This window comes from Streptomyces sp. V4I8 (assembly GCF_041261225.1).
Lineage (GTDB): Bacteria > Actinomycetota > Actinomycetes > Streptomycetales > Streptomycetaceae > Streptomyces.
The window spans coordinates 8,168,364-8,193,407 of record NZ_JBGCCN010000001.1; the positions used below are offsets into that span (position 1 = coordinate 8,168,364).

The following is a 25,044-nucleotide window of genomic DNA, read 5'->3' on the forward strand; positions in this document are numbered from 1 at the left end:
CCACGGAGGCTCCCGTGACGTCGAATTCCACGCCCCCGGGCCTGGCCCGGTTCAACGCCCTGGAGGAGCACGCGGCCCACGCCGCTCTCCACGAGGCGTGCGCCTCCACGGCGTGGGCGAAGCGGCTGCTCGCCGCCCGCCCCTACGCCACCACGGACGACCTCTATCTGGCCAGTGACGCCGCCATGGCGGAGCTGACCGCCGAGGACCTCCAGGAGGCGATGGCCGGGCACCCGCCGATCGGCCGGCCCAAGCCGGGCGATCCGACCTCGGCCCGGGAACAGCGCGGCATGGCCGGCGCCTCCGAGGGGCTCAAGGCGGAGATGCTCGAACTCAACCTGGCCTACCAGGACAGGTTCGGCCATGTCTTCCTGATCTGCGCCACCGGCCGGACCGGCGAGCAGATGCGCGACGCGGTCAAGGAGCGGATCGGCAACTCGCCGGAGCAGGAGCGGGAGATCGTCCGCACCGAGCTGGGCAAGATCAACCGTATCCGGCTCGCCCGGCTCGTCGGCGAAGACTGATCTTCGCCGAAGACCGACCTTCGCCGAAGACCGACCTTCGCCGAAGACCGACCTTCGAGGAAGACCGACCTTCGAGGAAGACCGAAGAGGACGCCTGACCATGAGCACCAGCACCACCGCCTCCGTGTCCACGCACATCCTGGACACCAGCATCGGCCGCCCCGCCGAGGCCGTCGCCGTCCAGCTCTCCGCCCGTAGCGGCCGGGACGCTTCGTGGCAGGCGCTCGGCGGCTCCGCGACCGACGCGGACGGGCGATGCAAGGACCTCCCGGCGCTGCCGGAGGGGACCACACACGTACGGCTCGACTTCGCCGTGGAGCCGTATTTCGAGAAGAAGCAAGCCGATGCGCAGCAGGACGCCCCCGCGAATCGGGACAGCGGTGCCGTGTTCTTCCCCGAGGTGGCGATCACCTTCGCCGTGCAGCCCGGGGAGCATTACCACGTGCCGCTGCTGCTCAACCCGTTCGGCTACTCCGTTTACCGAGGGAGCTAGCAGACATGCCCACGATCCTGGGACAGAACCAGTACGGCAAGGCCGAGAACCGAGTCGTAAAGATCACGCGGGACGGCGCCACCCACCACATCAAGGACCTGAACGTCTCCGTCGCCCTCTCCGGTGACATGGACGAGGTCCACTACTCCGGCTCCAACGCCAACGTCCTGCCGACCGACACCACCAAGAACACGGTGTACGCGTTCGCCAAGGAGTACGGCATCGAGTCCGCCGAGCAGTTCGGCATCCACCTCGCCCGCCACTTCGTCACCTCGCAGGAGCCGATCCACCAGGCCCGGATCCGGATCGAGGAGTACGCCTGGGAGCGGATCGACGCTTCCGACGCGAACTCGCAGTTCATCGGCGCCGACGAGGTCAAGCACTCCTTCGTCCGCAAGGGCCAGGAGACCCGGGTCACGCAGATCACCTACGACGGTGAGAAGTGGGAGGTCGTCTCCGGCCTCAAGGACCTCGTGGTGATGAACTCGACCAACTCCGAGTTCTGGGGTTACGTCAAGGACAAGTACACGACGCTCCAGGAGGCGTACGACCGCATCCTGGCCACCCAGGTCTCCGGCCGCTGGCGGTTCAACTGGACCGACGACGAGCAGCGGATGCCCAATTGGGAGAAGTCCTACGAGCAGACCAAGAAGCACATGCTCCAGGCCTTCGCGGAGACGTACTCGCTCTCCCTCCAGCAGACCCTGTACCAAATGGGTTCGCGCATCATCAACAACCGCAGCGAGATCGACGAGGTCCGCTTCTCCCTCCCGAACAAGCACCACTTCCTGGTGGACCTGGAGCCGTTCGGGCTGAAGAACGACAACGAGGTGTACTTCGCCGCCGACCGCCCCTACGGCCTGATCGAGGCCACCATCCTGCGGGACGGCTGCGAGGCGAAGATCCCGATGGACCTCACCAACCTCTGATCCATCCCCTTTCGGCACCCGTGACCGGGGAACCCGCCTCCCGCGGACCCGGCTCCCCGGTCACGGCACTCAAAACTCCCGGGGTCCTGCCGTGCCCTCTCCGATCAGCACAACACCCGTGAAAAAGGGGCGAACCATGGCAGCAGCCCAGCGCATCGTCATCGAGAACTGTTCGATCGCGACGGTGGACGCGAAGGACACCGAGTACGCCTCGGGCCACATCGTCATCGCGGACAACCGCATCGAGTCGCTCGGCGCGGGCAGGGCCCCCGAGGGCCTGGAGAACGTCGTACGCCGCGTCGACGCCACCGGGCACCTGGTCACTCCCGGCCTGGTCAACACCCACCACCACTTCTACCAGTGGATCACCCGGGGCCTGGCCACGGACCACAACCTCTTCAACTGGCTCGTCGCCCTCTACCCGACCTGGGCGCGCATCGACGAGCAGATGGTGCGCTCCGCCGCACAGGGTTCGCTGGCGATGATGGCCCGCGGTGGCGTGACGACCGCCATGGACCACCACTACGTCTACCCGCAGGGCTCCGGCGACCTCTCCGGCGCCATCATCGGTGCCGCCCGTGACATGGGTGTCCGCTTCACCCTCGCCCGGGGCTCGATGGACCGCAGCGAGAAGGACGGCGGACTGCCGCCGGACTTCGCCGTCGAGACCCTCGAAGGCGCGCTGGCCGGGACCGAGGAGACCGTCAAGCTGCACCACGACGCCTCCTTCGACGCGATGACCCAGGTCGCCGTCGCCCCCTGCTCCCCCTTCTCCATCTCCACCGAGCTCCTGAAGCAGGGCGCCCAGCTGGCCCGCCGCCTCGGCGTGCGCATGCACACCCACGGCTCGGAGACCGTGGAGGAGGAGAAGTTCTGTCACGAGCTGTTCGGCATCGGCCCGACCGACTACTTCGAGTCCACCGGCTGGCTCGGCGAGGACGTGTGGATGGCGCACTGCGTCCACATGAACGACTCCGACATCGCCGCCTTCGCCCGGACGAAGACGGGCGTCGCCCACTGCCCGTCCTCCAACGCCCGCCTCGCGGCCGGCATCGCCCGCGTCCCCGACATGCTCGCGGCCGGCGTCCCGGTCGGCCTCGGCGTCGACGGCACCGCCTCCAACGAGTCCGGCGAGCTGCACACCGAACTGCGCAACGCCCTGCTCATCAACCGCCTCGGCGCCCACCGCGAGGCCGCCCTGAACGCCCGGCAGGCACTGCGGCTCGGGACGTACGGCGGTGCCCAGGTACTCGGCCGCGCCGCCGAGATCGGCTCGCTGGAGCCGGGCAAGCTGGCCGACCTCGTGCTGTGGAAGATGGACACCCTCGCCCACGCCTCCATCGCCGACCCGGTGACCGCCCTGGTCTTCGGCGCGGCCGCCCCGGTCACGGCGTCCTTCGTGAACGGCCGGCAGATCGTGGAGCACGGACGGCTCCTCACGGCCGACGAGGACGCGATCGCCCGCTCCACGCGGGACGAGGCCCAGCGCCTGGCGAGGATCGCCGCGCAGGCCTGACCAGTTGAAGATCTCCGGTCGGGAGGGACGGCTCCCTACCGGTGGCCGTGGACCCGAGCGGGGTCCATGGCGGCCGTCTCCGGGGCGCGCGTGAACGCGTGCGCCCCGGAACGGTCTCCGTTTCCCCCAGAACGGGCCCGTCCCCGGTCCCGCACGACCACTCGCACCACCTCCAAGACACCCACGTCAGAGCCGACGTGTTACCCGACCGGAGGAGAGCCGCAGTGTCCGCCCAGCCCGTTTCGAGCCACCCCGTCGACGAGAAACTCCCCGCCCTGAGAATGGCGACCACCGGTCTGCAACACGTGGCCGCCATGTACGCGGGAGTCGTCGCCCCGCCCCTGATCGTCGGCGCGGCCATCGGCCTCTCCGCCACCGACCTGACCTTCCTCACCGGCGCCTGTCTGTTCACCGCGGGTCTCGCCACCTTCCTCCAGACGCTCGGCATCTGGAAGATCGGCGCCCGGCTGCCCTTCGTCAACGGCGTCACCTTCGCGGGCGTCGCCCCGATGACGGCGATCGTCGCCTCCACCGAGGACAAGTCCGACGCCCTGCCGGTCATCTTCGGCGCGGTCATCGTCGCCGGCCTCCTCGGCTTCCTCGCCGCCCCCTTCTTCAGCAAGGCGGTGCGCTTCTTCCCACCGGTGGTGACGGGCACGGTCATCACCCTGATCGGCATCTCCCTCCTGCCGGTCGCCTTCGGCTGGGCGCAGGGCCCCAACCCGGCCGCGGACGACTACGGTTCGGCGACGAACCTGGGCCTGGCGGCCGGGACGCTGCTGATCGTGCTGCTCCTGCGCCGCTTCACCACGGGCTTCGTCAAGCAGATCGCCGTGCTCCTGGGCCTGGTCGCGGGGACGCTGATCGCGATCCCCTTCGGCGTCACGGACTTCGGGCCGGTCGCGGACGCGGATGTCATCGGCTTCCCGACCCCGTTCCACTTCGGCGCGCCGCAGTTCCAGCTGGCCGCGATCATCTCGCTGTGCGTGGTGATGGTGGTGTCGATGACCGAATCGACGGCCGACATGCTGGCGCTGGGCGAGATAGTCGACCGCCCGGCCGACGAGAAGACCATCGCGGCCGGCCTGCGCGCCGACACCCTCGGCTCGGCGATCAGCCCCCTCTTCAACGGCTTCATGTGCAGCGCCTTCGCGCAGAACATCGGCCTGGTCGCGATGACGAAGATCCGCAGCAGGTACGTCGTCGCCGTGGGCGGTGGCTTCCTGGTGCTGATGGGCCTGTGCCCGATGGCGGCCTCGCTCATCGCGGTCGTACCGCGCCCGGTCCTCGGCGGCGCGGGCGTCGTCCTCTTCGGTTCGGTGGCCGCGAGCGGCATCCAGACCCTTGTCCGGGCCGGCCTCGACAAGGACAACAACGTCCTGATCGTCGCCGTCTCGCTGGCCGTCGGCATCGTCCCGATCACGGCGCCGGAGTTCTACCACGCCTTCCCCGAGACGGCGCGGATCGTGCTCGACTCCGGCATCTCGACGGGGTGTGTGGCGGCGGTCCTGCTGAACCTGGTCTTCAACCACCTCGGCAAGGGCGGCCGGGACGCCCATGACGTGACCCACCCGATGGAGGCGGGGGAGGAGATCACCGGGACGGCGACCCGGGCCCCTGCCACTCCATGAGGTTGGCGAACAGCTCGGCCTGCTCGACGGCGTCGTCCAGCGCATGGTGCGTGTGACGGCGCCTCGACAGCAGCACGCGCGGCATCGTGCCCTTGGCCACCGCTCGCAGCGGCAGCCCGGCCTTGGTGGCGTACAGCGTCTTCATGTCCAGGCAGCCGGAGTGCCCGAAGGGGCTGGCTCCGGTGAAGCGGATCAGGTACCAGTACAGGAACGTCCAGTCGTATGACGCCGGGTAGCCGCACATCACCGGCTGGGCGTCGGCGCTGACCTCGCGAACCCAGCGCGTGAACTGGGCGAGCGCCAGGGCGGGGTCGAGGCCCTCCCTGCCGAGGCGCTCGCGGTCGAGCCCGCTCACGGCCAGCGCCTCCGGCACGAACTCCTCGCTGACCGGGCGCAGTTCACGGTAGAAGGTGTGCCTCTCCGGGTCGGCCGCCGTGAACCCGTCCGCGTCCTGCACTCCGGCGACCGCCGCGCCGAGGCTCAGCATCGAGTACGGACCGGGGATCGGGCCGTCGGCCTCGATGTCGACGGAGATGTAGAGGCTGGGTTTGATACGTCGTGCGGCCATGGAGTGGGAGCTTCCCAGGTGGCCCGGGCCTTCCGCATCCGAATTCCGCTTAGGCTTCTGCCTCGGTCAACTCCAGGTTGACCGGGGGTTCAGGGGTTCAGGGGATGAGGGGGGAAGCGGGCCGATGAGCAACGCTACCGAGGTGTTCCAGCCACTCCAGGCGGACGATCCGCCCGTCGTGGCCGGGTATCGCCTCGCCGCCCGGCTCGGTGCGGGTGGCATGGGGCGGGTCTATCTGTCGCACACGCAGGGCGGCCGACCGGTGGCGATCAAGGTGGTACGGCCGGAGCTGGCCGACGACCCGGCCTTCCGACGGCGGTTCCGCCGGGAGGTGGAGGCGGCCCGGCGCGTCCGTGGGGCGTACACCGCCGAGCTGATCGACGCCGACGCGGACGGCGTACCACCCTGGCTGGCACGCTGTACGTGCCCGGGCCCTCCCTGACGGAAGCCGTCGCCCGGCGCGGACCGCTGCCGGTGCCCGCGGTGCTGTGGCTGACGGCGGGGGTGGCCGAGGCGCTCCAGGCCATCCACGGCGCGGGCATCGTGCACCGGGACCTGAAGCCGTCGAACGTGCTGCTGGCCGCCGACGGGCCCCGAGTGATCGACTTCGGCATCTCGCTCGCCTCCGACCTCAGCTCCCACACCGCCACGGGCTCCACCGTCGGCACGCCCCACTTCATGGCCCCCGAGCAGGCGTCCGGGGGTGAGGTCACGGCCGCGACCGACGTGTTCGCGCTGGGCCAGACGGCGGCGTTCGCGGCGCTGGGCCGGCCGCTGTACGGGGAGGGCTCCGCGGTCGGCGTGCTCTACCGGATCGTGCACGACGAACCCGACCTGTCCGTGCTGCCCGAGCAATTCCGGCCGCTGATCGCCCGGTGCCTGGCCGCCGTCCCGGAGGAGCGCGCCACCCTGGCGGAGATCGTCGAGTGGTGCCGGCGACGGCTCGGCGCGGACGCCGACGCGGGCGCGGGGCCGACCGTCTGGCGGGACGTCATGGGCCCGGAGGTGACGGTTCCGTCCCCGGTGCCCGACCCCACCCGGGTGCTGCACACGCGGCCGCTGGTCGTCACACAACCGCAGCCGCAGTCGGCGGAGCGCGACGAGCGGCGGGCGCGAAGACGGCGTACCGCGCTGGTCACGACCGCGGCGGTGACGGCCGGGGCCCTGGTGCTGACGGGTTTCGCGTGGATGGTCTCGGACGCGGGGGACAGGTTCCGCGACTGGGTCGCGGGCGCATCGGCGACGTCCGGCCCGGGGGAGACCGAGGGGTCGTCGGGTAACGGGGCGGGGGCGGAGTCCACGTCATCGGCATCCGCGCCGACGTCGGGAGAGCGTGCGGATTCCTCGGGCACCGATGGCCGGACACCTCAGGCGTCGAAGCCCACCGCGACCACGTCCGCGTCACCGCAAGTCCTCACTCAAGCCCCTGTGCTGCTGAACGCGGAGACGTCATTGAGCTTCGAGGAGCCGCTCTGGCGCGAGGACCGTAAGGGCGACATCCGCTTCGACTGCGAGGAGGCCAGCTGCGCGATCGAGAGCGACACCAGTGTGTTCCTCCAGATGCTCGGCAGTTCGGGGACCACCCTCGACGAATGCCGTCTCATGCTCGGTGGTGCCGATCGCCACCGCTGGACGCTGGCCGCGGTGGCGGCCGGCAGCGAGATCTGCGTCAAGCACCCCTCCGGGGACATCGCGCTGCTCGTGGTCCAGACGAAGTCGACGGCGCTCCCGGAGCTCGGCTTCCTGAGCCTGGACATGACGGTCTGGAAGAACGCGGCCTAGCGATTCGGGCCCCCGCCCCGTGGCGACAGGCGCTCGCCCCGGCGGAACTCCTGGAGTCCTGCCGGGGCGAGCGATGTCACTGCGGGGTGTCACCGTTGGCCGGGTCAGCGGGTGAAGGTCACCCGGTTCTCCTTCAGGGCCCCACAGTTGGAGCCCGTCACCTGCACGTACACGTTCTTGATGTGACCGCCCCAGTCGACGCAGTGCGCCTTGCCGTAGACGTAGGTCGGTCCGGCGTACGACGTGTACTGCCCGTAGTCCTCGTCGTACTCCTCGGTGTCGGACACGTAGATCCACGCCGACATGTCAACGGCGGTCCCCGGGTTGTTGCGGATGGTCGCCACGCAGTTCTTGCCGTTGGAGGCGTTGTACGTCAGGTAGATGGTGCCCAGCGAGCCGACGGCCGCCGAGTTCACGGTCTTGTAGCTGCTGCCGCAGACCTTCTGCGGGGTGGTGTTGGGCGCGGCGGAGGCCGGCGCGGTCAGGGCGGCCGTGGTACCCACCGTGAGGGCCGCCAACGCGGCAGCGGACAGGACAGAACGTGCGTATCGCATATTTCCCCCTGGTCTCCATTGGAGGTGGTTGCTCCTGCATGGTGTGACCCACCGGATATGCGAATGGTTGTGCTCAGTTCTGACGCTTCCTCAACAAAACCGCCGCCAGCACCAGCGCCCCCGCGGCGATCAACGTCCCTGCCTGGAAAGCCAGTTGATAACCCGCCGCCGTGGCCGCCACCGGATCGGCGCCCCCGGCGAGCAGGTCGTCGGTGTGGCTCGCCGCCAGGACCGACAGTGCGGCGAGGCCCAGTGAACCGCCCACCACCTGGGTGGTGTTGAAGAGCCCCGACGCCAGCCCCGCGTCCTCCTCGCGGGCCCCCGACATGGCGAGCCCGGTCAGCGCGGGCATCGCTGCGGCGAACCCGGTGGCGAGCAGGAGCAGCGGCGGGAGTACGTCGGTGAGGTACGAGCCGTCGACCGGAGCGCGGCTGAGCAGCGCCATGCCCGCCACGATGAGCGCCAGCCCGGCCAGCAGCACCCGGTACGCGCCGAACCGGCCGACGGTACGGGCCGACAGGCCCAGCATCAGCACCCCGATGGCGATCGGCGCCGGCAGGAACGCCGTGCCGGTGAGCAACTCACCGTATCCCAGTACGCGTTGGAGGTAGAGCGCGCCGATGAACTGGAAGCCGTACATCGTCGCGATCATCAGCATCTGGACGGCGTTCGCACCGCTGAGCAGCCGGGAGCCGAACAGGCGCAGTCGCAGCAGCGGGCGCGCGGCCCGCGCCTGGCGGAGCGTGAACGCCACGAACAGTGCGAGGGACAGGGCCGCCAGGAGCAGGGTGGCGGTGAGGTCGCGGTCGCCGGCGCCGACGATGACGTACACCGTGAGCATCAGCGCGCCCGTGACCAGTGCCGCGCCCGGGTAGTCGGCGCCCCTGCCGAGCCCGGCGCCGCGGTCGGCCTCCAGTACGCGCACGGCCGCGAGCCAGGCCACGATGCCGATCGGCAGGTTGATCAGGAAGATCCAGTGCCAGTTCAGGGCCTCGGTCAGTGCCCCGCCGAGGAAGGTGCCGAGCGCCCCGCCCGCCGCGCCGACCGCGCTGAACACCGCGATGGCACGGGCCTGTTCGCGCGGCTCGGGGAACAGCGCCACCAGCATGCCGAGCACCACGGCCGAGGTCATCGCCCCGCCCACGCCCTGCAGGGCGCGCGCCGCGATCAGCGCGCCCTGCTCGGTCGCCACCCCGCACAGCACGGAGGCCGCGGTGAACACGGCGAGCCCCGCCGTGAACATCCGTTTGCGGCCGACCAGATCGCCGAGCCGGCCGGCGAGCAGGAGCAGGCCGCCGAAGGGGATCAGATAGGCGTTGACGACCCAGGCGAGACCCGGCCCCGAGAAGCCGAGGTCGCTCTGGATGGCCGGCATCGCGACCGTGACGATGTTGCCGTCCAGGATCGTCATCAGCGTCCCCGCGCACAGGACGACGAGGGACGCCCAGCGCGAGTACGTTCGGGGGGACACCGTGTGTGTCGGTGCCTCTAGCGTGGTCGACATGGCCGGTTGGCCTCCGCATTCTCCGTAGAACCCTCAGGTACACGACGGAACCCTTGGTGCACGACTTGTAACGGGGTTCATCGTGGGTGACCATGGAGAGCGGCGTAAGGAGGCAGTCCGATGTCCCAGAGGAACACCGGTGTTACCGTCCAGGTGGTGAACGCGCACGCGTGCCCAGTCCGCGAAGTTCTTGACAGGGTCTCCGGGAAATGGAGCGTCCAGATCCTCGTCGCGGCCGCCCACGGACCCATCCGCTTCACGGAGCTGGAGCGCAGCATCGAGGGCATCAGCCGCCGAATGCTGACCCTCACCCTGCGCAATCTGGAGCGCGACGGTCTCGTGACCCGTACGGTCCATCCGACGGTGCCGCCGAAGGTGGAGTACGAACTGACGCCGGTGGCCCGGGAGTTGCACGAGACCCTGCAGCGCCTGACCGACTGGGCCGAGCGGAACAGGGTCTACATCGCCGAGTCGCGCGCGGCGTACGACGAGGAGCACGCACCGGAGTTGGTGTGACTACAGTCCGAAGAGGCTCGGGTCCGTGGCCAGTTCCTTGAAGTAGTCCTGCGGATTGGCCACCATCTTGCGCTCCTTGAGGTCCAGCAGCCCACCGACCGCCGTGAGTTCGGCGGCCACCGTGCCGTCCGCCTTGCGAACGGTCTGCCGGATGCGGAACGTCTTGCCGCCCGACCACTCGAAGGCGCAGGTCACATCGACCTCGTCACCGGCGAGGAGCTCCCGCTTGTAGCGGATGGTCGTCTCCAGCGCGACGGGCCCCACACCCTTGCCTGTCAGCCCCGACTGGCTGATGCCCGCGGCCTGGAGCAACGACCAGCGGGCGTGCTCCGCATAGTTGATGTACACGCTCTGGTTGACGTGCCCCTGCACATCCGTCTCGTAGCCGCGGACGGTGATCCGGACGGAAAACGGCTCGCTCACTGCTTCCCCTTCTCGCCTTCGATGCCCTGGGCACCGATCTTGGCATGCCCGTCATGCCCGGCGCGGGGATGCCAGCAGATATCGCGCTCTTGTACGAGGCTCGGTGTGTTCGCCGACCTGCCACCCCGCCTCCTCCAGTGTGGCGGCGCAGGCCCGCAGACGCGCGCCGTCCGGCTCGTGCACGGCCACCGCCTCGGGCTGAGGCGTCGCCCGCACCCGGTAGCCCTCCCCGGCGTCCTGGCCGGCCGGACGCTGCCCGGCCGCCTCCAGGGCGAGCGCGGCGGCCTGCACCAGATGCGTACGCTCCCATGCGCACGGCCGGTCCATCGCCCCGTCCGGGTTGGTCATCCGGCGCAGCTCCAGCAGCCCCTGCCAGGCACTGTGCACCTCCCGGACGCGGGCCGGCCCCGTCGGCGGCGGGTCCTCCTCGCCGCCGATCCGCGCGGCGAACACACCGCCGGCCGCGGGAGCCTCGGCTTCCGGAGGCGCCGCCGGCTCGGCCTCCCGTATCCGATGCCCCGCCGGCGTCAGAAAGTGATCGTGCGGCGGTCGCGGGTGCCGGAAGGCGAGCCCCCGCTTCACCAGCGCGGCGAGCTGCGCCTCCGTACCCCGGAGCCGCCCGGTGACGGGATCGGCGGCATCGATGACACGCCGCTGGGCGGCGGTCGGCGGTCGGGTCACGGCGTGCTCCTCCCCGGGCGACGGGGTCCTCACCCCGGCTGCGCCGACCCCTGCCGGTCAGGCGCATGCGCACCATCTGCTGGGAAGGCTACGACCCGGGTCTGACATTCCACTCGGCGATCACCGGCCGTCCGTGCTCCGTGCCCAGCCGGCACACCGTCCCCGTCGCCAGCTGGAACAGCGCCCCGTCCGCCGCCGGCAGCCCGAGCCGCCGGGCCGTGAGCACCCGCAGGAAGTGCCCGTGCGCCACGAGCGCCGCACATCCCTCGCCGTCGCCGAGCGCGGCGGCCACCTTGGCCAGCATCCGGTCGGCGCGCTCCCCGACCTGCCGCACGCTCTCCCCGGGGTGGTCGGGCGGGCCGGGCGCGACCCCGTCCGTGAACAGGAACCACCCCGGCCGCTCCCGCTGGATCTCGACGGTCGTGATCCCCTCGTACCCGCCGTAGTCCCACTCCCGCAGATCCGCGTCGACCGCCACGTCCGGCACCTCGTGCAGCCCGATGAGCTCGGCGGTCTCCCGTGCCCGCCGCAACGGGCTGACGAAGGCGGCCCCGATGCGGTGCGAACGGATCAACGGCATCAGCCGCCGCGCCTCCTCGCGCCCGTGCTCGGTCAGCGGCACGTCCGTCCAGCCGGTGTGCCGCCCGGACCGTGACCACTCGGTCTCGCCGTGCCGGACCAGAAGGAGATCACCCACCTGCGCGCCCTTCCCGCTCGCCTCCCAGCACCGTGCCATAGCGTTGCCGACGGCCGCAGGGCGGATTGGGCCGGACGGCCTGTGCCGGGCCCGCCCGGACGGCCGTCGTCGTACCTCAGGACCGGTTCAGACCCCCGGCAGGCCCTGCACCGACTGCGCGAGCTGTCCGACCGCGACGACGAGCGGGGCCACCGGCTGGACGAACTCGTTCAGCCGGTGGAGGGCGCGCCGCAGGACGGTCGGCTGTGGCTCCTCCTCCTGGAGTTCCTCGCGCAGCCGGCGCAGCTCCCTGCTGGTGGCGTCGGGGTCGGCGAGCGCGGTGCGGTGCTCCTCCAGCAACCGCTCGACGACGGCCAGGAGTTGGGCGGTGCGAGCGGCCTGCTCCGGGTCCTGCGTCTGGAAGGAGACGGCGCCGGAGGACGCCTGGGCGCCGTCTCCCACGGCCTGGTTGCCGACGTACTGGGTGCCGCCGCTGATCATGACGCCCTTGTTGACGGGAGGGCCCTGGCGCCCGTCGTCGTTTCGCATGAGAAGTCCCCTACTTGTCGGAGCCGCCGGCGGCGCTGAGGGCGGAGGCGCCGGACTGCTGCGGGATGTTCTGGGTGGCGGTCGCGCCCGCGCCGATCGCCTGATTGCCGATGATGCTCATGCCGCCCTGCTGGATGAGCCCCTGGTTGAGGATCGTCTGCTGCTGGGTGCGGAAGTCGGTGATGTCGTAGCCGTGCGCGTCCAGGAACTCCCGGATGGCGGCGAGGGTGTGGCGTTCCACGAGGGAGACGATCCGGCCGGAGTCCACGACCTGGAAGTAGTTGTGGTAGTCGGGGCTCAGCGCCATCTCCCGGATGCTCACCCGGGCGCCGTAGTCGAAGACCGGGTCCTGCTCCATGGCCTTCAGCTCGTCCACCATGCGCCTGGTGTGCCGGGTCTCGAAGCGGGCCTGGCGCCATGCTCGGTACGGCGCGGCGAAGAACGCGCCGCCGGTGCGGGCGAGGGAGGCCAGCAGCAGGCCACGCCTGCCGTCGGGGCCGAGCGGGCCGCGCAGACGGTCCACGACGTGGTAGTCCGCGGCCACCGGGCCGAGCACATGGTTGTCGCAGTGCAGGTGCAGCGTTCTGCCCGCGGTCGAGAAGTGCAGGAACACGCTCGGCACCACGTCCCCGCCCCACATCGGGACGTGCACCGCCAGATAGTGGCGGACGGTCCCGGTCGGACGCAGCATGATCTGCTCGACCTCTTCGGGGGACAGCCGGACGGTCGGGGTGATGCTGCGCTCCGCCTCGATGAACCTCTCGTCGTCACCGATGGTCGTGCCGTTCGCGAAGACGCGGTCCTCGATGACGAGGGATCCGAGCGCCTCCTCGCCGGCTTTTGCCGCCCCGTCGGTGACGCCGCGCTCGGCGACCGCGCGCAGTCGTGCGCGGACGTGGTCGATGAGTTCGGCGACCGTGAAGGGCTCCGGCTCGGCGGGGCGTGCGGTCACGCCGACCTTGTCGTCGGCGGGCAGGAGCGGCACCGCGAGCGACCACTTGGAGCTGGTCTCCGAGTAGCCGCGAACGGGGTGTACCCGCTGTACACCGTGACGTTGCCGACCTGGGCCTGCCGGAGGGCCGCGAGCCGCTCGGCCATCCACTGCCGCCGCGGGACGGTGGGGCGGGGCTGCTGGGCGAACGTGTCGCGGGTCATGGTGGTGCGCAGCAGCTGGTCGACGTCCCGGTCGTGGTCCACGACCGTCATGTGGGCGAACACCACCGCCCCGATCGACGCCAGGACGGCCGGCACCCCGCCCAGATAGGCGCCGAGCAGCCAGCCGAAGAAGCCCGACGCGGGCAGCGACGAGACGAGGGAAGCGAAGTAGAAGGCGAGCAGTGCCACCACGCCGGCCGAGATGGCGCCGGCCACCAGTGCCTTGCCGCCGGGCTGGTGGTGGCCGCGGGTGGCCAGGCTCGGCTGGGCGCCGGGGCGCCGGGTGGTCGCCAGGAGCATCGCGACGTAGAGCAGCCACAGTGGTGCGAGCAGCGCCACGACGGCGAACGCCCCCGCCAGGCGCAGATCGCGCTGGTGACGCAGTTCCTGTGCCGTCAGGCAGTGGCGTGCCACCGACACCAGGTCGACATCGGGTGAGGGGGCCACGGCACTGGCCTCGTCGGCCAGAACCTCTTCCACCACCCGGTCGGCGAAGCGTTCGTCCACGTAGGCCGCGGTGCACAGATAGCGGGTGACATCACCCGGTGTGCTCCCGACCGGCATGCGTACCTGTGGGGTCGTCATGCCGAGCCCTCCCTTTCTCCTCCTGGCCGGTGACGTCCGCCGGGCGGCGACGGATCTCTGGGCGGTGACGGACCTCGGGACGCGGGTGCCGGGTGGCCCGGCGGTCAGCAGCGCGAGCAGTACGCCGACCGCCAGGCCGAAGACGAGGGCCGAGAGCGTGAGGTCCTTCAGCAGGGTTCCGGTCGGTGACACCTCCGCGTCCGAGCCGAAGGTGTCGAGCAGGCCGACCCGCAGCAGCGCCTCGACCTCGGTCGCCAGCACACCCACGGCCAGACAGCGGATCCAGGCCGCCCTGTGGCGCAGCAGTCGCGATGCGAAGAGGGCGAGCCCCGCGAGCAGCGCCACGACGCAGACGTTGTCGATGACCAGGAAGGTCACGCTGCCGTACCGGTCGAGGGAGTACTCCCAGCCGGGGACGAGGGCCGCTTCGGTGAGCGTGCGCAGGGTCTCGTCGCCGGAGAGCTCGATGTAGAACTTCTCGATGTAGAAGTCCCAGACCGGCTGCTGTGCCCACGGGCTGCCCCCGACGACAACGAGCAGGAGCAGCAGGGCTATTCGGCCGCGTAAGAACGATGGCGAGTCGGACCCACTCCGAGACAAGAACACCTGCCGGTTCCCCCATCCCTGACCCCAGAGATCAGTGGCCGCACTCTATGGCATCCCCCTCCTCTGTGATCGCGAATCGGCGAACATCGGAAAACCCGGCTCAACCGCCCCGGCGGTTACTGCCGGTACCCGCTCAGGAACCGCCCGATCCGCCCGATCGCGGCCTCCAGATCGTCCGCGTAGGGCAGGGTCAGGATCCGGAAGTGATCGGGTGTCGGCCAGTTGAAGCCCGTGCCCTGGACGACCTGGATCTTCTCCCTGAGCAGCAGGTCCAGGACGAACTTCTCGTCGTCGTGGATCTTGTACACCTCGGGGTCCAGGCGGGGGAAGGCGTACAGCGAGCCCTTCGGCTTCACACACGACACACCGGGGATCTCGTTGAGCTTCTCCCAGGCCACGTTGCGCTGTTCGTACAGCCGCCCGCCCGGCACGGTCAGCTCGCGGATGGACTGCCGGCCCCCGAGCGCGGCCTGGATGGCGTACTGGGCGGGCGCGTTGGCGCACAGCCGCATGGAGGCCAGCATCGTCAGGCCCTCCAGGTAGTCCTTCGCGTGCTGCTTCGGACCGGTGACGACGAGCCAGCCGGAGCGGAAGCCCGCCACCCGGTACGTCTTCGACAGGCCGCAGAAGGTGAGGACCACCAGGTCGGGGGCGAGGGTCGCGACCGAGTGGTGCACGGCGTCGTCGTAGAGGATCTGGTCGTAGATCTCGTCGGCGAAGACCATGAGGCCGTGCCGGCGGGCCAGGTCGAGGATGCCCTCCAGGATCTCCTTGGGGTAGACCGCGCCGGTGGGGTTGTTCGGGTTGATGATGACCACGGCGCGCGTGCGGTCCGTGATCTTCGACGCCATGTCGTCCAGGTCCGGGTACCAGTCGGCCTGCTCGTCGCAGAGGTAGTGGACCGCCTTGCCGCCGGCGAGGGTCGTCACCGCCGTCCAGAGGGGGAAGTCCGGGGCGGGGATGAGGATTTCGTCGCCGTCCTCGACCAGGGCCTGTACGGCCATGGAGACCAGCTCGGACACGCCGTTGCCGAGGAAGACGTCGTCGACGCCCACCTCCAGGCCCAGGGTCTGGTAGCGCTGGGCCACGGCCCGGCGGGCGGAGAGGATGCCGCGCGAGTCGGTGTAGCCGTGCGCCTGGGGGAGCATCCGGATCATGTCCTGGAGGATCTCCTCCGGCGCCTCGAAGCCGAAGAGCGCGGGGTTGCCGGTGTTCAGGCGCAGCACGCTGTGGCCCGCCTCCTCCAGCGCGTTCGCGTGCTCGATCACCGGGCCGCGGATCTCGTAACAGACCTCGCTCAGCTTGCTCGACTGCCGGAACTCCATGCGTGCTCGCCCTCCGGTTTCGTGTGTTGCTTGGTTTTACCAAGTTCGAGCTTGGAAAGTCCAACAACATGTCTAGACTGCGTCGCATGTCACCTCGCCGAAGCTACGACCAGTACTGTTCCGCCGCCCGGGCGCTCGACCTCGTCGGCGACCGCTGGACCCTGCTGATCGTCCGGGAGTTGCTGGCCGGTCCGCGGCGCTACACCGACCTGCACGCCGACCTGCCGGGCGTGAGCACGGACGTACTGGCCTCACGGCTGAAGGACATGGAACGGGACGGCATCAGCACGCGCCGTCGGCTGCCGCCCCCCGGCGCGGCGTACGTCTACGAACTCACCTCCCGCGGGCGGGAGCTGCTGCCCGTCCTCCAGGCGCTGGGGGCCTGGGGACAGGCCGAGCTCGGCGAGCTGCGGCCCACCGACGCCGTGCGGGCGCACTGGTTCGCGCTGCCTCTGCTGCGGTCGCTGGAAGGGGCGGGGCTGGTCGAAGTCCGGCTGCAGGAGGGGAACTTCCATCTGCACCTCGGCGCCGACGACGGGCCGGTCTACGGGGACGGCCCCGCTCCCGGTGAGCCCGACGTACGGCTGGTCCTGGACCACGGCACGTGCGAGGCGGTCGCACGGGGCGAGTTGAGCGTGACGGACGCCGTACGGGACGGCCGTATCCAGGTGACCGGCGACGGGACACTGGCCAAGGCGCTGCTCGACTTCTGAGCGGCGGAGGGCCCGCCGTACGGCGACGTACGGCGGGCCCTGCCAGGGGTTCCGGCAAGCCGTCAGGCGCCCGGCGGCACCCGCGTCGGCCGACCCGCCCCGCGCGTCAGCGCATACCCGCCGACACCCGCGAGCGCGGCCAGCACGCCCCCGATCGCCGTCCAGACCCATCGGTCGGACCACCAGCCGGACGCCCAGCCATCGCTGGGTTCGAGGCTCGCGAGCAGGGCCTCCTTGGTCGACTCCTCCTCGCCGCCCTGGGTGATGGCCCCGGCCCCCGGCACCAGCGGTGCCGCCAGCGAGCCGTCCACCGCGGCCGCCCCGCCGATGTCCTTGGAGTCGACCCGGACCTCGGCGTCGACGGGCAGACCGAGGTCGGAGGCGGGTACGTCCACGACCGTCAGCCGGATGTAGTACGTGCCCGGCAGCGGGTCATCGGCCCAGGGCTCCGACCAGGCGCGGACGGTCCGCAGGACGCAGGCCACCTCGACCGAGGCCGCGTCCGAGGCGGCGGTGCGCGTCTGGGCGCCGGACTGGCAGGCCTGGCGGCGCCGCAGACCGTCGTACACGTCGATCTGCCAGGTCTCGGCGGCGTGCGTGTCCGGCAGCTTCACCGTCGCCTTCACGGTAGGGCGCCGGCCGGCGTCCGCGGGGAACGACCAGTACAGGTAGTCGCCCGTGGAGGCACTCGCGGTGGCCGTCCGGCCCTGCTCGAACTCGGTCGCCGTACGGAAGGAGGTGCCCGCCCGGGTCGGCGCGCCGCCGTCCTCCGACGCGCTCGGCGACGGCGAGGAGTCGGCGACGGCCGGGGCGGCCGCCAGCCCGAGCATCAGCGCGGCCGCGCTCAACACACGTGTGATCCGCATCAGTTGGTCCTCCAGACCGCGACGCGCCAGCGCGAGAGCCAGCCCCAGACGAGACCGGCGAGGAAGCCGGTGAGGATCAGCGCGCCGAGCAGCCACCAGCCGCGCCCGAGGCCGAAGGCGGCCACGTCGCTCGCCGCGTCCGGCCCGTGCACGACGTCGATGGTCACTTCGAGCGGCAGACCGGGGGTGGTCTTCACCCCGCTCGCCGCGGAGAAGGAGTGCGTGGCCTGCAGGCACACCGTCTCGGGCGCGACCTCGCCCTCCACGTCCTCCCGCTCGGCCTTCGGGTAGCGCAGACCCGTCGAGATCACGTCGGTCCGCCCGTTGCCCGCCGCCTCGCCGCGGACGATCTCCCGGCCGCGCTCGGTCGTCGCGCGCAACAGCAGCCCGTACGACGGGTTCACCGCACGGTCGGCCGCCACGCTCACCGAGGCGCGCAGCTCATAGCCGTCCGGGACGCTCACGCGGTACCAGCGCTGCTGTCCGAACTCCTCGCGGTCGGTGTACAGACCGGACTTCAGCGTGGGCGCCTTCGCGCACTGGTCCGCGCCGGTCGTCGCGACCGGTGTCACCACCGGGTCGGCCGCGCGGTCCACCAACTGGTTGACCTTGTCCGCGAGTTCGTCGGTGTGCTCGACCGAGGTGAAGGTGCCGCCGGTCGCCTCGGCGATGCAGCTGAGCTGCTGCCGCAGCTTGGTGTTGGGGACCAGGCCGAGCGTGTCGATGGTCAGGCCGATGCCCTTGGCGGCGATCTCGCGGGCCACCTCGCACGGGTCGAGCGGGGCGCAGGTGTCCTCGCCGTCGCTGATCAGCACGATGCGCTTGGAGCCCTCGCCGCCGTCCAGGTCCTCGGCCGCCTTGAGCAGCGCGGGACCGATCGGCGTCCAGCCGGTGGGCGTCAGGGTAGCCACCGCCGTCTTGGCCTCGGTGCGGTCCAGCGGGCCGACCGGGTAGAGCTGCGCGGTGTCCTTGCAGCCCGTCTTGCGGTCGTCGCCCGGGTAGTTGGCACCGAGGGTGCGGATGCCGAGCTGGACCTCCTCGGGTGTCGCGTCCAGCACCTCGTTGAAGGCCTGCTTCGCGGCGGCCATCCGCGACTGGCCGTCGATGTCCTTCGCCCGCATCGAACCGCTGACGTCGATCACGAGATCGACTTTCGGAGCGGTGGCGGTGGTCTCGTCGGCGACCGCCCCGGCCGGGAAGGCTATCCCGGCCGTGAGCGCGGCGAGCAGGGCACAGACCCCGGCCGCCAGCCGTTGTGTTCTGATCATCGGCGGATCTTATTGATCAGAGGTGTCCCGCTTCAAAACGAGGCCGGAACACCTGTCGGAACACATGCCGGCCACCGGTCAGAACACCTCGGTGACCAGCGGATTGGGCAGCTCCGCCCACTGGTCCCCGGGCGTCCCCGGCGACAGCCGCATCAGCGACAACGCCTTCGTGGGCAGCGCCTCCTCACGCAGCGCGGCCAGATCCACGGTTCCCGGCAGATCCCGTACGACCGCCTCCAGCGCCCCGCGCAACGCCGCCCCCGACCCCGCCGTACCCGCCAGCGCCCCGGCCACCAGTGAGCCGAACAGCTTGCGGCGCAGGGTCGTCACGTCGTCCGTGACGACCCTGCCCGTCAGCTCCGGCATCGGGATGCCGTGCCGGGCGAGCCGCGCCGGGCTGACCCGGATGTCGGCGAGGTCGCGGTAGACCAGCCGCACCGGGGAGCCGCTCTCCGACAGCACCACGAGCAGGTTCTGGCCGTGCGCCTCCAACGCCACGCCCCACTCCAGCAGCCGCAGCCCCACGGTGAGCGCGAGACGCGTGAACTCGGCCAGCCACGCCGGGGATCCGGGCAGCCCGGTGGTGGCGAGCGCGGCGACCGGTACGACTCGCTCCCCGGGGCCCGCGTACTCCTGCGGCGACTCGCGCAACACGGCCGCCAGATCGGGGGAGTCGGCCGTCGCGGCCCCCAGCGTGCGGGTGACGTGCAGCAGCCCGTCCATACGGACCGCCAGGGTCTCCGCGAAGTCCGACAGTGTGGCCGACAGCCCGATGGAGTACACCGAGATGTCCCGCACCGAGGACGTCAGCCGGGCGCTCAACGCGGTCTTGACGTGCGGCCCGTCGGGGAGGGCGAGCGTCCGCAGGGACATCAGCGGATGCGCGGCGATCCCGTCGCCGCAGACATCGCCGGGTCGCTTGAGCACATGCTCGGCCTGCCACGGATGCACCGGGATCAGCAGCCGCTCCCCGTCCCTCATCCCCTCCGGCCACCGGCCCGTCACCAGGCACTCGTCCGCCCGCACCGGCACCGCCCCCAGCCTCACCACCGGCCGGTGCTCGGGCCCGTACGCCAGCTGCTCGGCGGCCGAGAAGCCGGGCCGGGAACGGCAGTTGGGATGGAACGGATGGCCGTCGACCACGCGCTGCTCCCACTCCCAGTCCCGCCGGGGCCACTCCTTCGGGTGAGCGGCCTGTCCGACCTCCTGCCCAGCCCGCGACAGCGCCAACGAGGCGACACTGTGGCCGAGTTCGGCGGCGAAGGCCGTGCCGTGCGGTACCGAGAGGTCGGCCAGCAGCCGGGCCGGATCGTCGTACGACGTCCGGTCGAACCGTACGCCGGTGACGTACGCGGCGGTGGCGAACGGGTCGGCACGCGGGCCGTGCAGCCGGCGCCCGTCCGAGAGGCGCAGGGTGAGGCCCTCCGGGCCGGGCTCACGTCGGGCGATCCAGGGCACGGGCTCGTGCACGAGGGCACGCCACAGCCGGGTCAGCACGGCCGCCCGTGCCCCGGGGAGCTCGGCCGCGTACCGCGACGCGAGTTCGGGGCGTACATCGGCCAGTTCGGCGGCGACCTCGGCCTCGGCGCTGGGGGGACGGTGCACGGGTGGGCTCCTCGGGTACGAGTAGGACGTCGGGCCAGGCGCCGACGACAGACATACTGATCGTCTTCCCGTCTGAACGGCCCGTAGAGACCGTCGTGAACGGACTTGTAGAGACCGTCCGGAACGGACCGTAGAGACCGGCCGGAACGGACCGTAGTGACCGTCCTGAACGGACCGTAGAGAACGAGTGGATCGCGTGCACCTCAACCCTCCACCCGCCGCCGACGTCGCGGAACGCGCCGACGTCCACGCGGTCGCGCCCCTGCTGAACTGCCTGCTGCGCGAGGTGGCCGAACCACACGGCGAGTCCGGCGGACGGCGGGTGTACCGGCTGCCCGGCACCGGCCGCCTGCTGCGCGTCCTCGGGGAGCGACGGCCCGCCGAGCCAGAGGTGGCCGCGGACGGCGCCTGGCAGCGCGTCGGACACACCGAGCTCGTCAAGCTCGTGGCCGACGAGCTGCGCCGCCACACCGGTCTGTCCAACCACGAACTGCCCGCCGAGATGATCGACAGCCGGGAGGCGGTGGCCGCGCTGCTCACCGCACGCGCGCGTGCGACCCCGCCGGACGACCTCTACCTCCGCTCGGAGCAGTGCCTCCTCACCGGCCACCCGTACCACCCCGCCCCCAAGGCGCGCGGCGGCGGCCCGGTCGCGGCCTGGCTGCCGTACGCCCCCGAGGCGCACGCCCGCTTCCCGTTGATGCTGCTCGGCCTGCGCGAGGACGCGGTCGTCGAGGAGGGCGACACCTCCGCCCTGGATGCCCTCGGCGAGGCCCCGCCCGGCTACCGGCTGCTGCCCGCGCACCCCTGGCAGCTCGACCTGGTCGGCCGGGAGCTCGCGCCGGCGTTCGCGGACGGCAGGCTCCTGCGGCTGGGCACGACCGCGTTCGACACCTGGCCGACGGCCGCGATCCGCACGCTGTACGCCCCCGAGCGCGACCTCTTCCTGAAGTTCAGCCTCGATGTGCGCATCACCAACGACATCCGCCGGCTGTGGCGCCACGACCTGCTGAAACTCCGCCGCACGGACACGGCGGCGGCCACCGCGCTCGCCACCGTCGACGGCCCCGCCGCCTGGCTCGGCGACCGCGGCTACCGCACCGCCGACTTCGCCTTCGAGGAACTCGCGGTCCTGGTCCGCGACGGGCTGCGGGGCAGCCTGCTGCCCGGCGCGACCCCGCTGCTCGCCGCCGGGCTCACCGAGGGTTTCGACGGCAGCCCGGTCGCCGGCGCCGAGGACCCGGCGGTGTGGTGGGAGGCGTACCTGGCCCAGGTCGTCCCGCCCGCCCTCGGAGCCTTCGCCGACCACGGCGTCGTACTCGAGGCGCACCTGCAGAACACGCTGGTCGCCGTCGACGCCGACGGCTTCCCCGTGCAGGCCCTGTTCCGGGACGCCGAGGGCGTGAAACTGCTGCCGGAGGTGTCCCGGGCGGCGGGCTGGGAGCGGCTGGTGTACTGCCTGCTCGTCAACCACCTCGTCGAGATCGCCGCCGCCCTCGTCGAACACCACCCGACCCTGGACCCCTGGCCCGCCGTACGCCGCGAGCTGTCCCGCCACGACCTCCCCGAGATCCCGGCCCTGCTGTCCGCCCCCAGCCTCCCCGGCAAGACCAACCTGCTGCTGCGCTGGACGGGCGCGGACGGCGCCGACGCCCGCTACCTGCCGCTTGCGAACCCGCTGGCCGGTACATGACCTGAACTACCCTGGCCGGTGTGCTGCGCGACGTGACTGCTGTTCGATACGTGACCCCGCTGCGGTCCGGCGGCTCCGTGCCCGGAGTCGTCGAGGCCGACGACCTGGGCACGTACGTCGTCAAGTTCACCGGCTCCGCGCAGGGCCGCAAGGCCCTGGTCGCCGAGGTGATCGTCGGGGAGCTGGCCCGCGCTCTGGGCCTGCGCTTCCCCGAGCTGGTCCTGGTCCACTTCGACCCGGCGATCGCGGACGGCGAGCCGCACCAGGAGGTGCGGGAGCTGCACGCGTCCAGCGCCGGGATCAATCTCGGCATGGACTATCTGCCGGGCGCGCGGGACTTCACCCCGGAGGTCGCCAAGGCCTTCCGCGTGGACCCGCTGGAGGCCGGCCGGATCGTCTGGCTGGACGCCCTGACCGCGAACGTCGACCGTACGGTGCACAGCTCCAACCTGATGATCTGGCCGACGCTGGGGACCGTGCCGCCCCGCCTGTGGCTGATCGACCACGGTGCCGCACTCGTGTTCCACCACCGCTGGGACGGCTCGGATCCGGAGAAGGCGTACGACTTCCGCCACCATGCCCTCGGCCACTACGGGCCCGACGTGCGCGCCGCCGACGCGGAACTGGCGCCGAAGGTGACCGAGGAACTGCTGCACGGGATCGTCGCGGAGGTGCCGGACGCCTGGCTCACCGACTTCGCCTCGCCCGGCGAGGCACGTGAGGCCTATGTGACGTACCTCCACGCGCGCGTGCGCGCCTCACGGCAGTGGCTGCCCACGGACTTCCCCAGCAGGGAGGAACTCGCCGCCGAGGAGGCCCTCCGGGCGGCGAGGACACAGCAAGGTCGGCCGGAGTGGCTGAAGCGGGTCCCCGACCTGCACGGCAAGCCGGCCGCGGAACAGGATTGGTCGGTGCATCTCGGATGACGGATGAGCAGGGGATCGACATCGGGCTTCCGGACGTTCAGCGCGTCGAGATCGAGTACTGCACGCAGTGCCGCTGGCTGCCCCGCGCGGCCTGGCTCGCGCAGGAACTGCTCACCACCTTCGAGACCGAGCTGACCGAACTCGCCCTGAAGCCCGGCAAGGGCGGCGTCTTCGTCGTCCGCGTCAACGACGAGGTCGTGTGGGACCGCCGTGAGCTGGGTTTCCCCGAGCCCACGGCGGTGAAGAGGGCCGTACGCGACCGAGTGGCCCCGGGAAGGTCCCTGGGCCACTCGGACACACCGGCTTCCTGAGGGCTCAGCCCTTCAGCTGCTCGTACGCGGGCAGCGTCAGGAAGTCCGCGTAGTTCTCGTCGAGGGAGACCTCCAGGAGCAGGTCGTGGGCCTGCTGCCAGTGGCCGGCCGCGAAGGCCTCCTCGCCGATCTCGGCGCGGATGTCGGCCAGTTCCTCGGCGGCGACCTTGCGGGCCAGCTCCGGGGTGGCCTGCTCGCCGTTCTCGAACTCGACGCCCGCGTTGATCCACTGCCAGATCTGAGAGCGGGAGATCTCGGCGGTGGCCGCGTCCTCCATGAGGTTGAAGATGGCGACCGCGCCGAGGCCGCGCAGCCAGGCCTCGATGTAACGGATGCCGACCTGGACGGCGTTGACCAGGCCCGGGTACGTCGGCTTGGCGTCCAGCGAGTCGACGGCGATCAGGTCGGCCGCCTGCACGGAGACGTCCTCGCGGAGGCGGTCCTTCTGGTTCGGCTTCTCGCCGAGGACCTTGTCGAAGGACTCCATGGCGATCGGGACCAGGTCGGGGTGGGCCACCCAGGAGCCGTCGAAGCCGTCGCCGGCCTCGCGGTCCTTGTCGGCGCGGACCTTCTCGAAGGCCACCTTGTTGACCTCGGCGTCGCGGCGGGACGGGATGAAGGCCGCCATGCCGCCGATCGCGTGCGCGCCGCGCTTGTGGCACGTGCGGACGAGGAGTTCGGTGTACGCGCGCATGAACGGGGCCGTCATCGTCACCGCGTTGCGGTCCGGGAGGACGAACTTGGCGCCGCCGTCACGGAAGTTCTTGACGATCGAGAACAGGTAGTCCCAGCGGCCGGCGTTCAGCCCGGAGGCGTGGTCGCGCAGTTCGTAGAGGATCTCCTCCATCTCGTACGCCGCCGTGATCGTCTCGATCAGGACGGTCGCCCGGACGGTGCCCTGCGGGATGCCGACGTAGTCCTGTGCGAAGACGAACACGTCGTTCCAGAGGCGGGCCTCCAGGTGCGACTCCGTCTTCGGGAGGTAGAAGTACGGGCCCTTGCCGAGGTCGAGCAGGCGCTGGGCGTTGTGGAAGAAGTACAGGCCGAAGTCGACGAAGGCGCCCGGCACCGGCCGGCCGTCGACCTGGAGGTGACGCTCGTCGAGGTGCCAGCCGCGCGGGCGCATGACGACCGTGGCGAGCTCCTCGTCGGCCTTCAGCGCGTACGACTTGCCGGACTTCGGGTCCGTGAAGTCGATGTTGCGGGTGTAGGCGTCGGCCAGGTTGATCTGGCCGAGGACGACGTTCTCCCAGGTCGGCGCGGAGGCGTCCTCGAAGTCCGCGAGCCAGATCTTCGCGCCCGAGTTGAGGGCGTTGATGGTCATCTTGCGGTCGGTGGGGCCGGTGATCTCGACCCTGCGGTCCTGCAGTGCGGGCGGGCACGGGGCCACCCTCCAGGAGTCGTCCGCGCGGATCGCGGCGGTCTCCGGGAGGAAGTCGAGCGTGGAGGTGCGGGCGATCTCGGCGCGGCGCTCCGCACGGCGGGCGAGGAGTTCGTCACGCCGGGGCGTGAACCGGCGGTGCAGCTCGGCCACGAAGGCGAGGGCCGCGTCCGTGAGGACCTCCTCCTGCCGGGGCAGGGGCTCGGCGTCGACGATGGCCAGCGGGGACGGCGCTGGTGCGGACATGAGATGTCACTTCCTTCA

The 25,044-nt window shown here is 71.1% G+C and carries 24 protein-coding genes and 1 pseudogene; 11 read left to right on the plus strand and 14 right to left on the minus strand.

All coding sequences use genetic code 11. The features are described from left to right. The first annotated feature begins 14 nt into the window (after positions 1 to 14). From uraD to ABIE67_RS37045, 5 genes are all read left to right on the plus strand, one after another. Positions 15 to 524, plus strand: coding sequence for a 2-oxo-4-hydroxy-4-carboxy-5-ureidoimidazoline decarboxylase (gene uraD, locus ABIE67_RS37025; RefSeq protein ID WP_370265917.1), 510 nt, complete (start codon positions 15 to 17; stop codon positions 522 to 524). A gap of 100 nt (positions 525 to 624) precedes the next feature. Next, the gene (gene uraH, locus ABIE67_RS37030; RefSeq protein WP_370265918.1) at positions 625 to 1,017 is read left to right on the plus strand and encodes a hydroxyisourate hydrolase; all 393 of its coding nucleotides are present in this window, start codon (positions 625 to 627) and stop codon (positions 1,015 to 1,017) included. 5 nt (positions 1,018 to 1,022) lie between these two features. Further along, positions 1,023 to 1,946: a factor-independent urate hydroxylase gene (gene pucL, locus ABIE67_RS37035; RefSeq protein WP_370265920.1), complete on the plus strand. Its 924-nt coding sequence runs from the start codon at positions 1,023 to 1,025 to the stop codon at positions 1,944 to 1,946. A 136-nt stretch (positions 1,947 to 2,082) separates the two neighbouring features. Continuing rightward, positions 2,083 to 3,462, plus strand: a complete 1,380-nt coding sequence (locus tag ABIE67_RS37040; RefSeq protein WP_370265921.1) for an 8-oxoguanine deaminase — start codon at positions 2,083 to 2,085, stop codon at positions 3,460 to 3,462. A 281-nt stretch (positions 3,463 to 3,743) separates the two neighbouring features. Then, entirely contained in the window at positions 3,744 to 5,093 is a 1,350-nt protein-coding gene (locus ABIE67_RS37045) for a nucleobase:cation symporter-2 family protein (protein ID WP_370269319.1), read from the plus strand. Here ABIE67_RS37045 and ABIE67_RS37050 read toward each other — a convergent pair. Further along, the gene (locus ABIE67_RS37050; protein WP_370265922.1) at positions 5,056 to 5,661 is read right to left on the minus strand and encodes an exonuclease; all 606 of its coding nucleotides are present in this window, start codon (positions 5,659 to 5,661) and stop codon (positions 5,056 to 5,058) included. The genes ABIE67_RS37045 and ABIE67_RS37050 overlap by 38 nt on opposite strands. Before the next feature lie 124 nt (positions 5,662 to 5,785). Here ABIE67_RS37050 and ABIE67_RS37055 point away from each other — a divergent pair. Next, positions 5,786 to 7,443, plus strand: a pseudogene (locus ABIE67_RS37055) (serine/threonine-protein kinase). 104 nt (positions 7,444 to 7,547) lie between these two features. Here the strand turns inward: ABIE67_RS37055 and ABIE67_RS37060 are convergent. Both ABIE67_RS37060 and ABIE67_RS37065 read right to left on the minus strand, forming a co-directional pair. Continuing rightward, on the minus strand, positions 7,548 to 7,997 hold the full coding sequence (locus ABIE67_RS37060; protein WP_234761808.1) for a spore-associated protein: 450 nt from the start codon (positions 7,995 to 7,997) through the stop codon (positions 7,548 to 7,550). 73 nt (positions 7,998 to 8,070) lie between these two features. Continuing rightward, positions 8,071 to 9,501, minus strand: a complete 1,431-nt coding sequence (locus ABIE67_RS37065) for an MFS transporter (protein WP_370265924.1) — start codon at positions 9,499 to 9,501, stop codon at positions 8,071 to 8,073. 120 nt (positions 9,502 to 9,621) lie between these two features. Here ABIE67_RS37065 and ABIE67_RS37070 point away from each other — a divergent pair, with 120 nt between their 5' ends. Continuing rightward, complete coding sequence (locus tag ABIE67_RS37070; protein WP_370265925.1) at positions 9,622 to 10,017, plus strand: winged helix-turn-helix transcriptional regulator; 396 nt, start codon at positions 9,622 to 9,624, stop codon at positions 10,015 to 10,017. Here ABIE67_RS37070 and ABIE67_RS37075 read toward each other — a convergent pair whose 3' ends face one another. The 7 genes from ABIE67_RS37075 to ABIE67_RS37105 form a co-directional block, all read right to left on the minus strand. Further along, complete coding sequence (locus tag ABIE67_RS37075; protein WP_370265926.1) at positions 10,018 to 10,440, minus strand: acyl-CoA thioesterase; 423 nt, start codon at positions 10,438 to 10,440, stop codon at positions 10,018 to 10,020. A 51-nt stretch (positions 10,441 to 10,491) separates the two neighbouring features. Then, entirely contained in the window at positions 10,492 to 11,121 is a 630-nt protein-coding gene (locus ABIE67_RS37080) for a hypothetical protein (RefSeq protein ID WP_370265927.1), read from the minus strand. A gap of 88 nt (positions 11,122 to 11,209) precedes the next feature. Next, positions 11,210 to 11,818: a histidine phosphatase family protein gene (locus ABIE67_RS37085; protein WP_370265928.1), complete on the minus strand. Its 609-nt coding sequence runs from the start codon at positions 11,816 to 11,818 to the stop codon at positions 11,210 to 11,212. A gap of 126 nt (positions 11,819 to 11,944) precedes the next feature. Next, positions 11,945 to 12,346 carry a DUF5955 family protein gene (locus ABIE67_RS37090; protein ID WP_370265929.1) on the minus strand — a complete coding sequence of 134 codons (402 nt, stop codon included), beginning with the start codon at positions 12,344 to 12,346 and terminating at the stop codon, positions 11,945 to 11,947. Between the two features lie 10 nt (positions 12,347 to 12,356). Beyond that, positions 12,357 to 13,331 (minus strand): hypothetical protein, encoded by a 975-nt coding sequence (locus ABIE67_RS37095; protein ID WP_370265930.1) that lies wholly within the window; start codon positions 13,329 to 13,331, stop codon positions 12,357 to 12,359. Further along, a complete protein-coding gene (locus ABIE67_RS37100) occupies positions 13,295 to 14,686 on the minus strand; it encodes a hypothetical protein (RefSeq protein ID WP_370265931.1) in 1,392 nt (463 codons plus the stop codon). The genes ABIE67_RS37095 and ABIE67_RS37100 overlap by 37 nt, the downstream gene beginning before the upstream one ends. A 122-nt stretch (positions 14,687 to 14,808) precedes the next feature. Continuing rightward, a complete protein-coding gene (locus ABIE67_RS37105; protein WP_370265932.1) occupies positions 14,809 to 16,017 on the minus strand; it encodes a pyridoxal phosphate-dependent aminotransferase in 1,209 nt (402 codons plus the stop codon). An 86-nt stretch (positions 16,018 to 16,103) separates the two neighbouring features. On the opposite strand from ABIE67_RS37105, the gene ABIE67_RS37110 reads away from it, so the two are divergent. Then, positions 16,104 to 16,730: a winged helix-turn-helix transcriptional regulator gene (locus tag ABIE67_RS37110; RefSeq protein WP_370265933.1), complete on the plus strand. Its 627-nt coding sequence runs from the start codon at positions 16,104 to 16,106 to the stop codon at positions 16,728 to 16,730. A gap of 62 nt (positions 16,731 to 16,792) precedes the next feature. Here the strand turns inward: ABIE67_RS37110 and ABIE67_RS37115 are convergent, their stop codons facing one another. From ABIE67_RS37115 to ABIE67_RS37125, 3 genes are all read right to left on the minus strand, one after another. Further along, on the minus strand, positions 16,793 to 17,596 hold the full coding sequence (locus ABIE67_RS37115) for a hypothetical protein (protein ID WP_370265934.1): 804 nt from the start codon (positions 17,594 to 17,596) through the stop codon (positions 16,793 to 16,795). Further along, positions 17,596 to 18,864, minus strand: coding sequence for a VWA domain-containing protein (locus tag ABIE67_RS37120; protein WP_370265935.1), 1,269 nt, complete (start codon positions 18,862 to 18,864; stop codon positions 17,596 to 17,598). The genes ABIE67_RS37115 and ABIE67_RS37120 overlap by 1 nt, the downstream gene beginning before the upstream one ends. 78 nt (positions 18,865 to 18,942) lie before the next feature. Beyond that, positions 18,943 to 20,469 (minus strand): IucA/IucC family protein, encoded by a 1,527-nt coding sequence (locus ABIE67_RS37125; protein WP_370265936.1) that lies wholly within the window; start codon positions 20,467 to 20,469, stop codon positions 18,943 to 18,945. A 187-nt stretch (positions 20,470 to 20,656) separates the two neighbouring features. On the opposite strand from ABIE67_RS37125, the gene ABIE67_RS37130 reads away from it, so the two are divergent. Genes ABIE67_RS37130 through ABIE67_RS37140 form a run of 3 tightly spaced genes read left to right on the plus strand, consistent with a single transcriptional unit; the run spans position 20,657 to position 23,399 of the window. After that, a complete protein-coding gene (locus ABIE67_RS37130) occupies positions 20,657 to 22,162 on the plus strand; it encodes an IucA/IucC family siderophore biosynthesis protein (RefSeq protein ID WP_370265937.1) in 1,506 nt (501 codons plus the stop codon). A 20-nt stretch (positions 22,163 to 22,182) separates the two neighbouring features. Beyond that, positions 22,183 to 23,088, plus strand: a complete 906-nt coding sequence (locus tag ABIE67_RS37135) for a HipA family kinase (RefSeq protein ID WP_370265938.1) — start codon at positions 22,183 to 22,185, stop codon at positions 23,086 to 23,088. Beyond that, entirely contained in the window at positions 23,085 to 23,399 is a 315-nt protein-coding gene (locus ABIE67_RS37140; RefSeq protein WP_370265939.1) for a SelT/SelW/SelH family protein, read from the plus strand. The genes ABIE67_RS37135 and ABIE67_RS37140 overlap by 4 nt, the downstream gene beginning before the upstream one ends. A gap of 4 nt (positions 23,400 to 23,403) precedes the next feature. Here ABIE67_RS37140 and aceB read toward each other — a convergent pair whose 3' ends face one another. Next, on the minus strand, positions 23,404 to 25,026 hold the full coding sequence (gene aceB, locus ABIE67_RS37145) for a malate synthase A (protein ID WP_370265940.1): 1,623 nt from the start codon (positions 25,024 to 25,026) through the stop codon (positions 23,404 to 23,406). Positions 25,027 to 25,044 lie beyond the last annotated feature (18 nt).

Excerpts from the sequence above, each read along its gene's own strand:
- uraH (WP_370265918.1), top strand. The coding sequence starts at position 625 with ATGAGCACCAGCACCACCGCCTCCGTGTCCACGCACATCCTGGACACC.
- pucL (WP_370265920.1), top strand. The coding sequence starts at position 1,023 with ATGCCCACGATCCTGGGACAGAACCAGTACGGCAAGGCCGAGAACCGA.
- ABIE67_RS37040 (WP_370265921.1), top strand. The coding sequence starts at position 2,083 with ATGGCAGCAGCCCAGCGCATCGTCATCGAGAACTGTTCGATCGCGACG.
- ABIE67_RS37045 (WP_370269319.1), top strand. The coding sequence starts at position 3,744 with ATGGCGACCACCGGTCTGCAACACGTGGCCGCCATGTACGCGGGAGTC.
- ABIE67_RS37050 (WP_370265922.1), bottom strand. The coding sequence starts at position 5,661 with ATGGCCGCACGACGTATCAAACCCAGCCTCTACATCTCCGTCGACATC.
- ABIE67_RS37060 (WP_234761808.1), bottom strand. The coding sequence starts at position 7,997 with ATGCGATACGCACGTTCTGTCCTGTCCGCTGCCGCGTTGGCGGCCCTC.
- ABIE67_RS37065 (WP_370265924.1), bottom strand. The coding sequence starts at position 9,501 with ATGTCGACCACGCTAGAGGCACCGACACACACGGTGTCCCCCCGAACG.
- ABIE67_RS37070 (WP_370265925.1), top strand. The coding sequence starts at position 9,622 with ATGTCCCAGAGGAACACCGGTGTTACCGTCCAGGTGGTGAACGCGCAC.
- ABIE67_RS37090 (WP_370265929.1), bottom strand. The coding sequence starts at position 12,346 with ATGCGAAACGACGACGGGCGCCAGGGCCCTCCCGTCAACAAGGGCGTC.
- ABIE67_RS37105 (WP_370265932.1), bottom strand. The coding sequence starts at position 16,017 with ATGGAGTTCCGGCAGTCGAGCAAGCTGAGCGAGGTCTGTTACGAGATC.
- ABIE67_RS37110 (WP_370265933.1), top strand. The coding sequence starts at position 16,104 with ATGTCACCTCGCCGAAGCTACGACCAGTACTGTTCCGCCGCCCGGGCG.
- ABIE67_RS37115 (WP_370265934.1), bottom strand. The coding sequence starts at position 17,596 with ATGCGGATCACACGTGTGTTGAGCGCGGCCGCGCTGATGCTCGGGCTG.
- ABIE67_RS37120 (WP_370265935.1), bottom strand. The coding sequence starts at position 18,864 with ATGATCAGAACACAACGGCTGGCGGCCGGGGTCTGTGCCCTGCTCGCC.
- ABIE67_RS37140 (WP_370265939.1), top strand. The coding sequence starts at position 23,085 with ATGACGGATGAGCAGGGGATCGACATCGGGCTTCCGGACGTTCAGCGC.
- aceB (WP_370265940.1), bottom strand. The coding sequence starts at position 25,026 with ATGTCCGCACCAGCGCCGTCCCCGCTGGCCATCGTCGACGCCGAGCCC.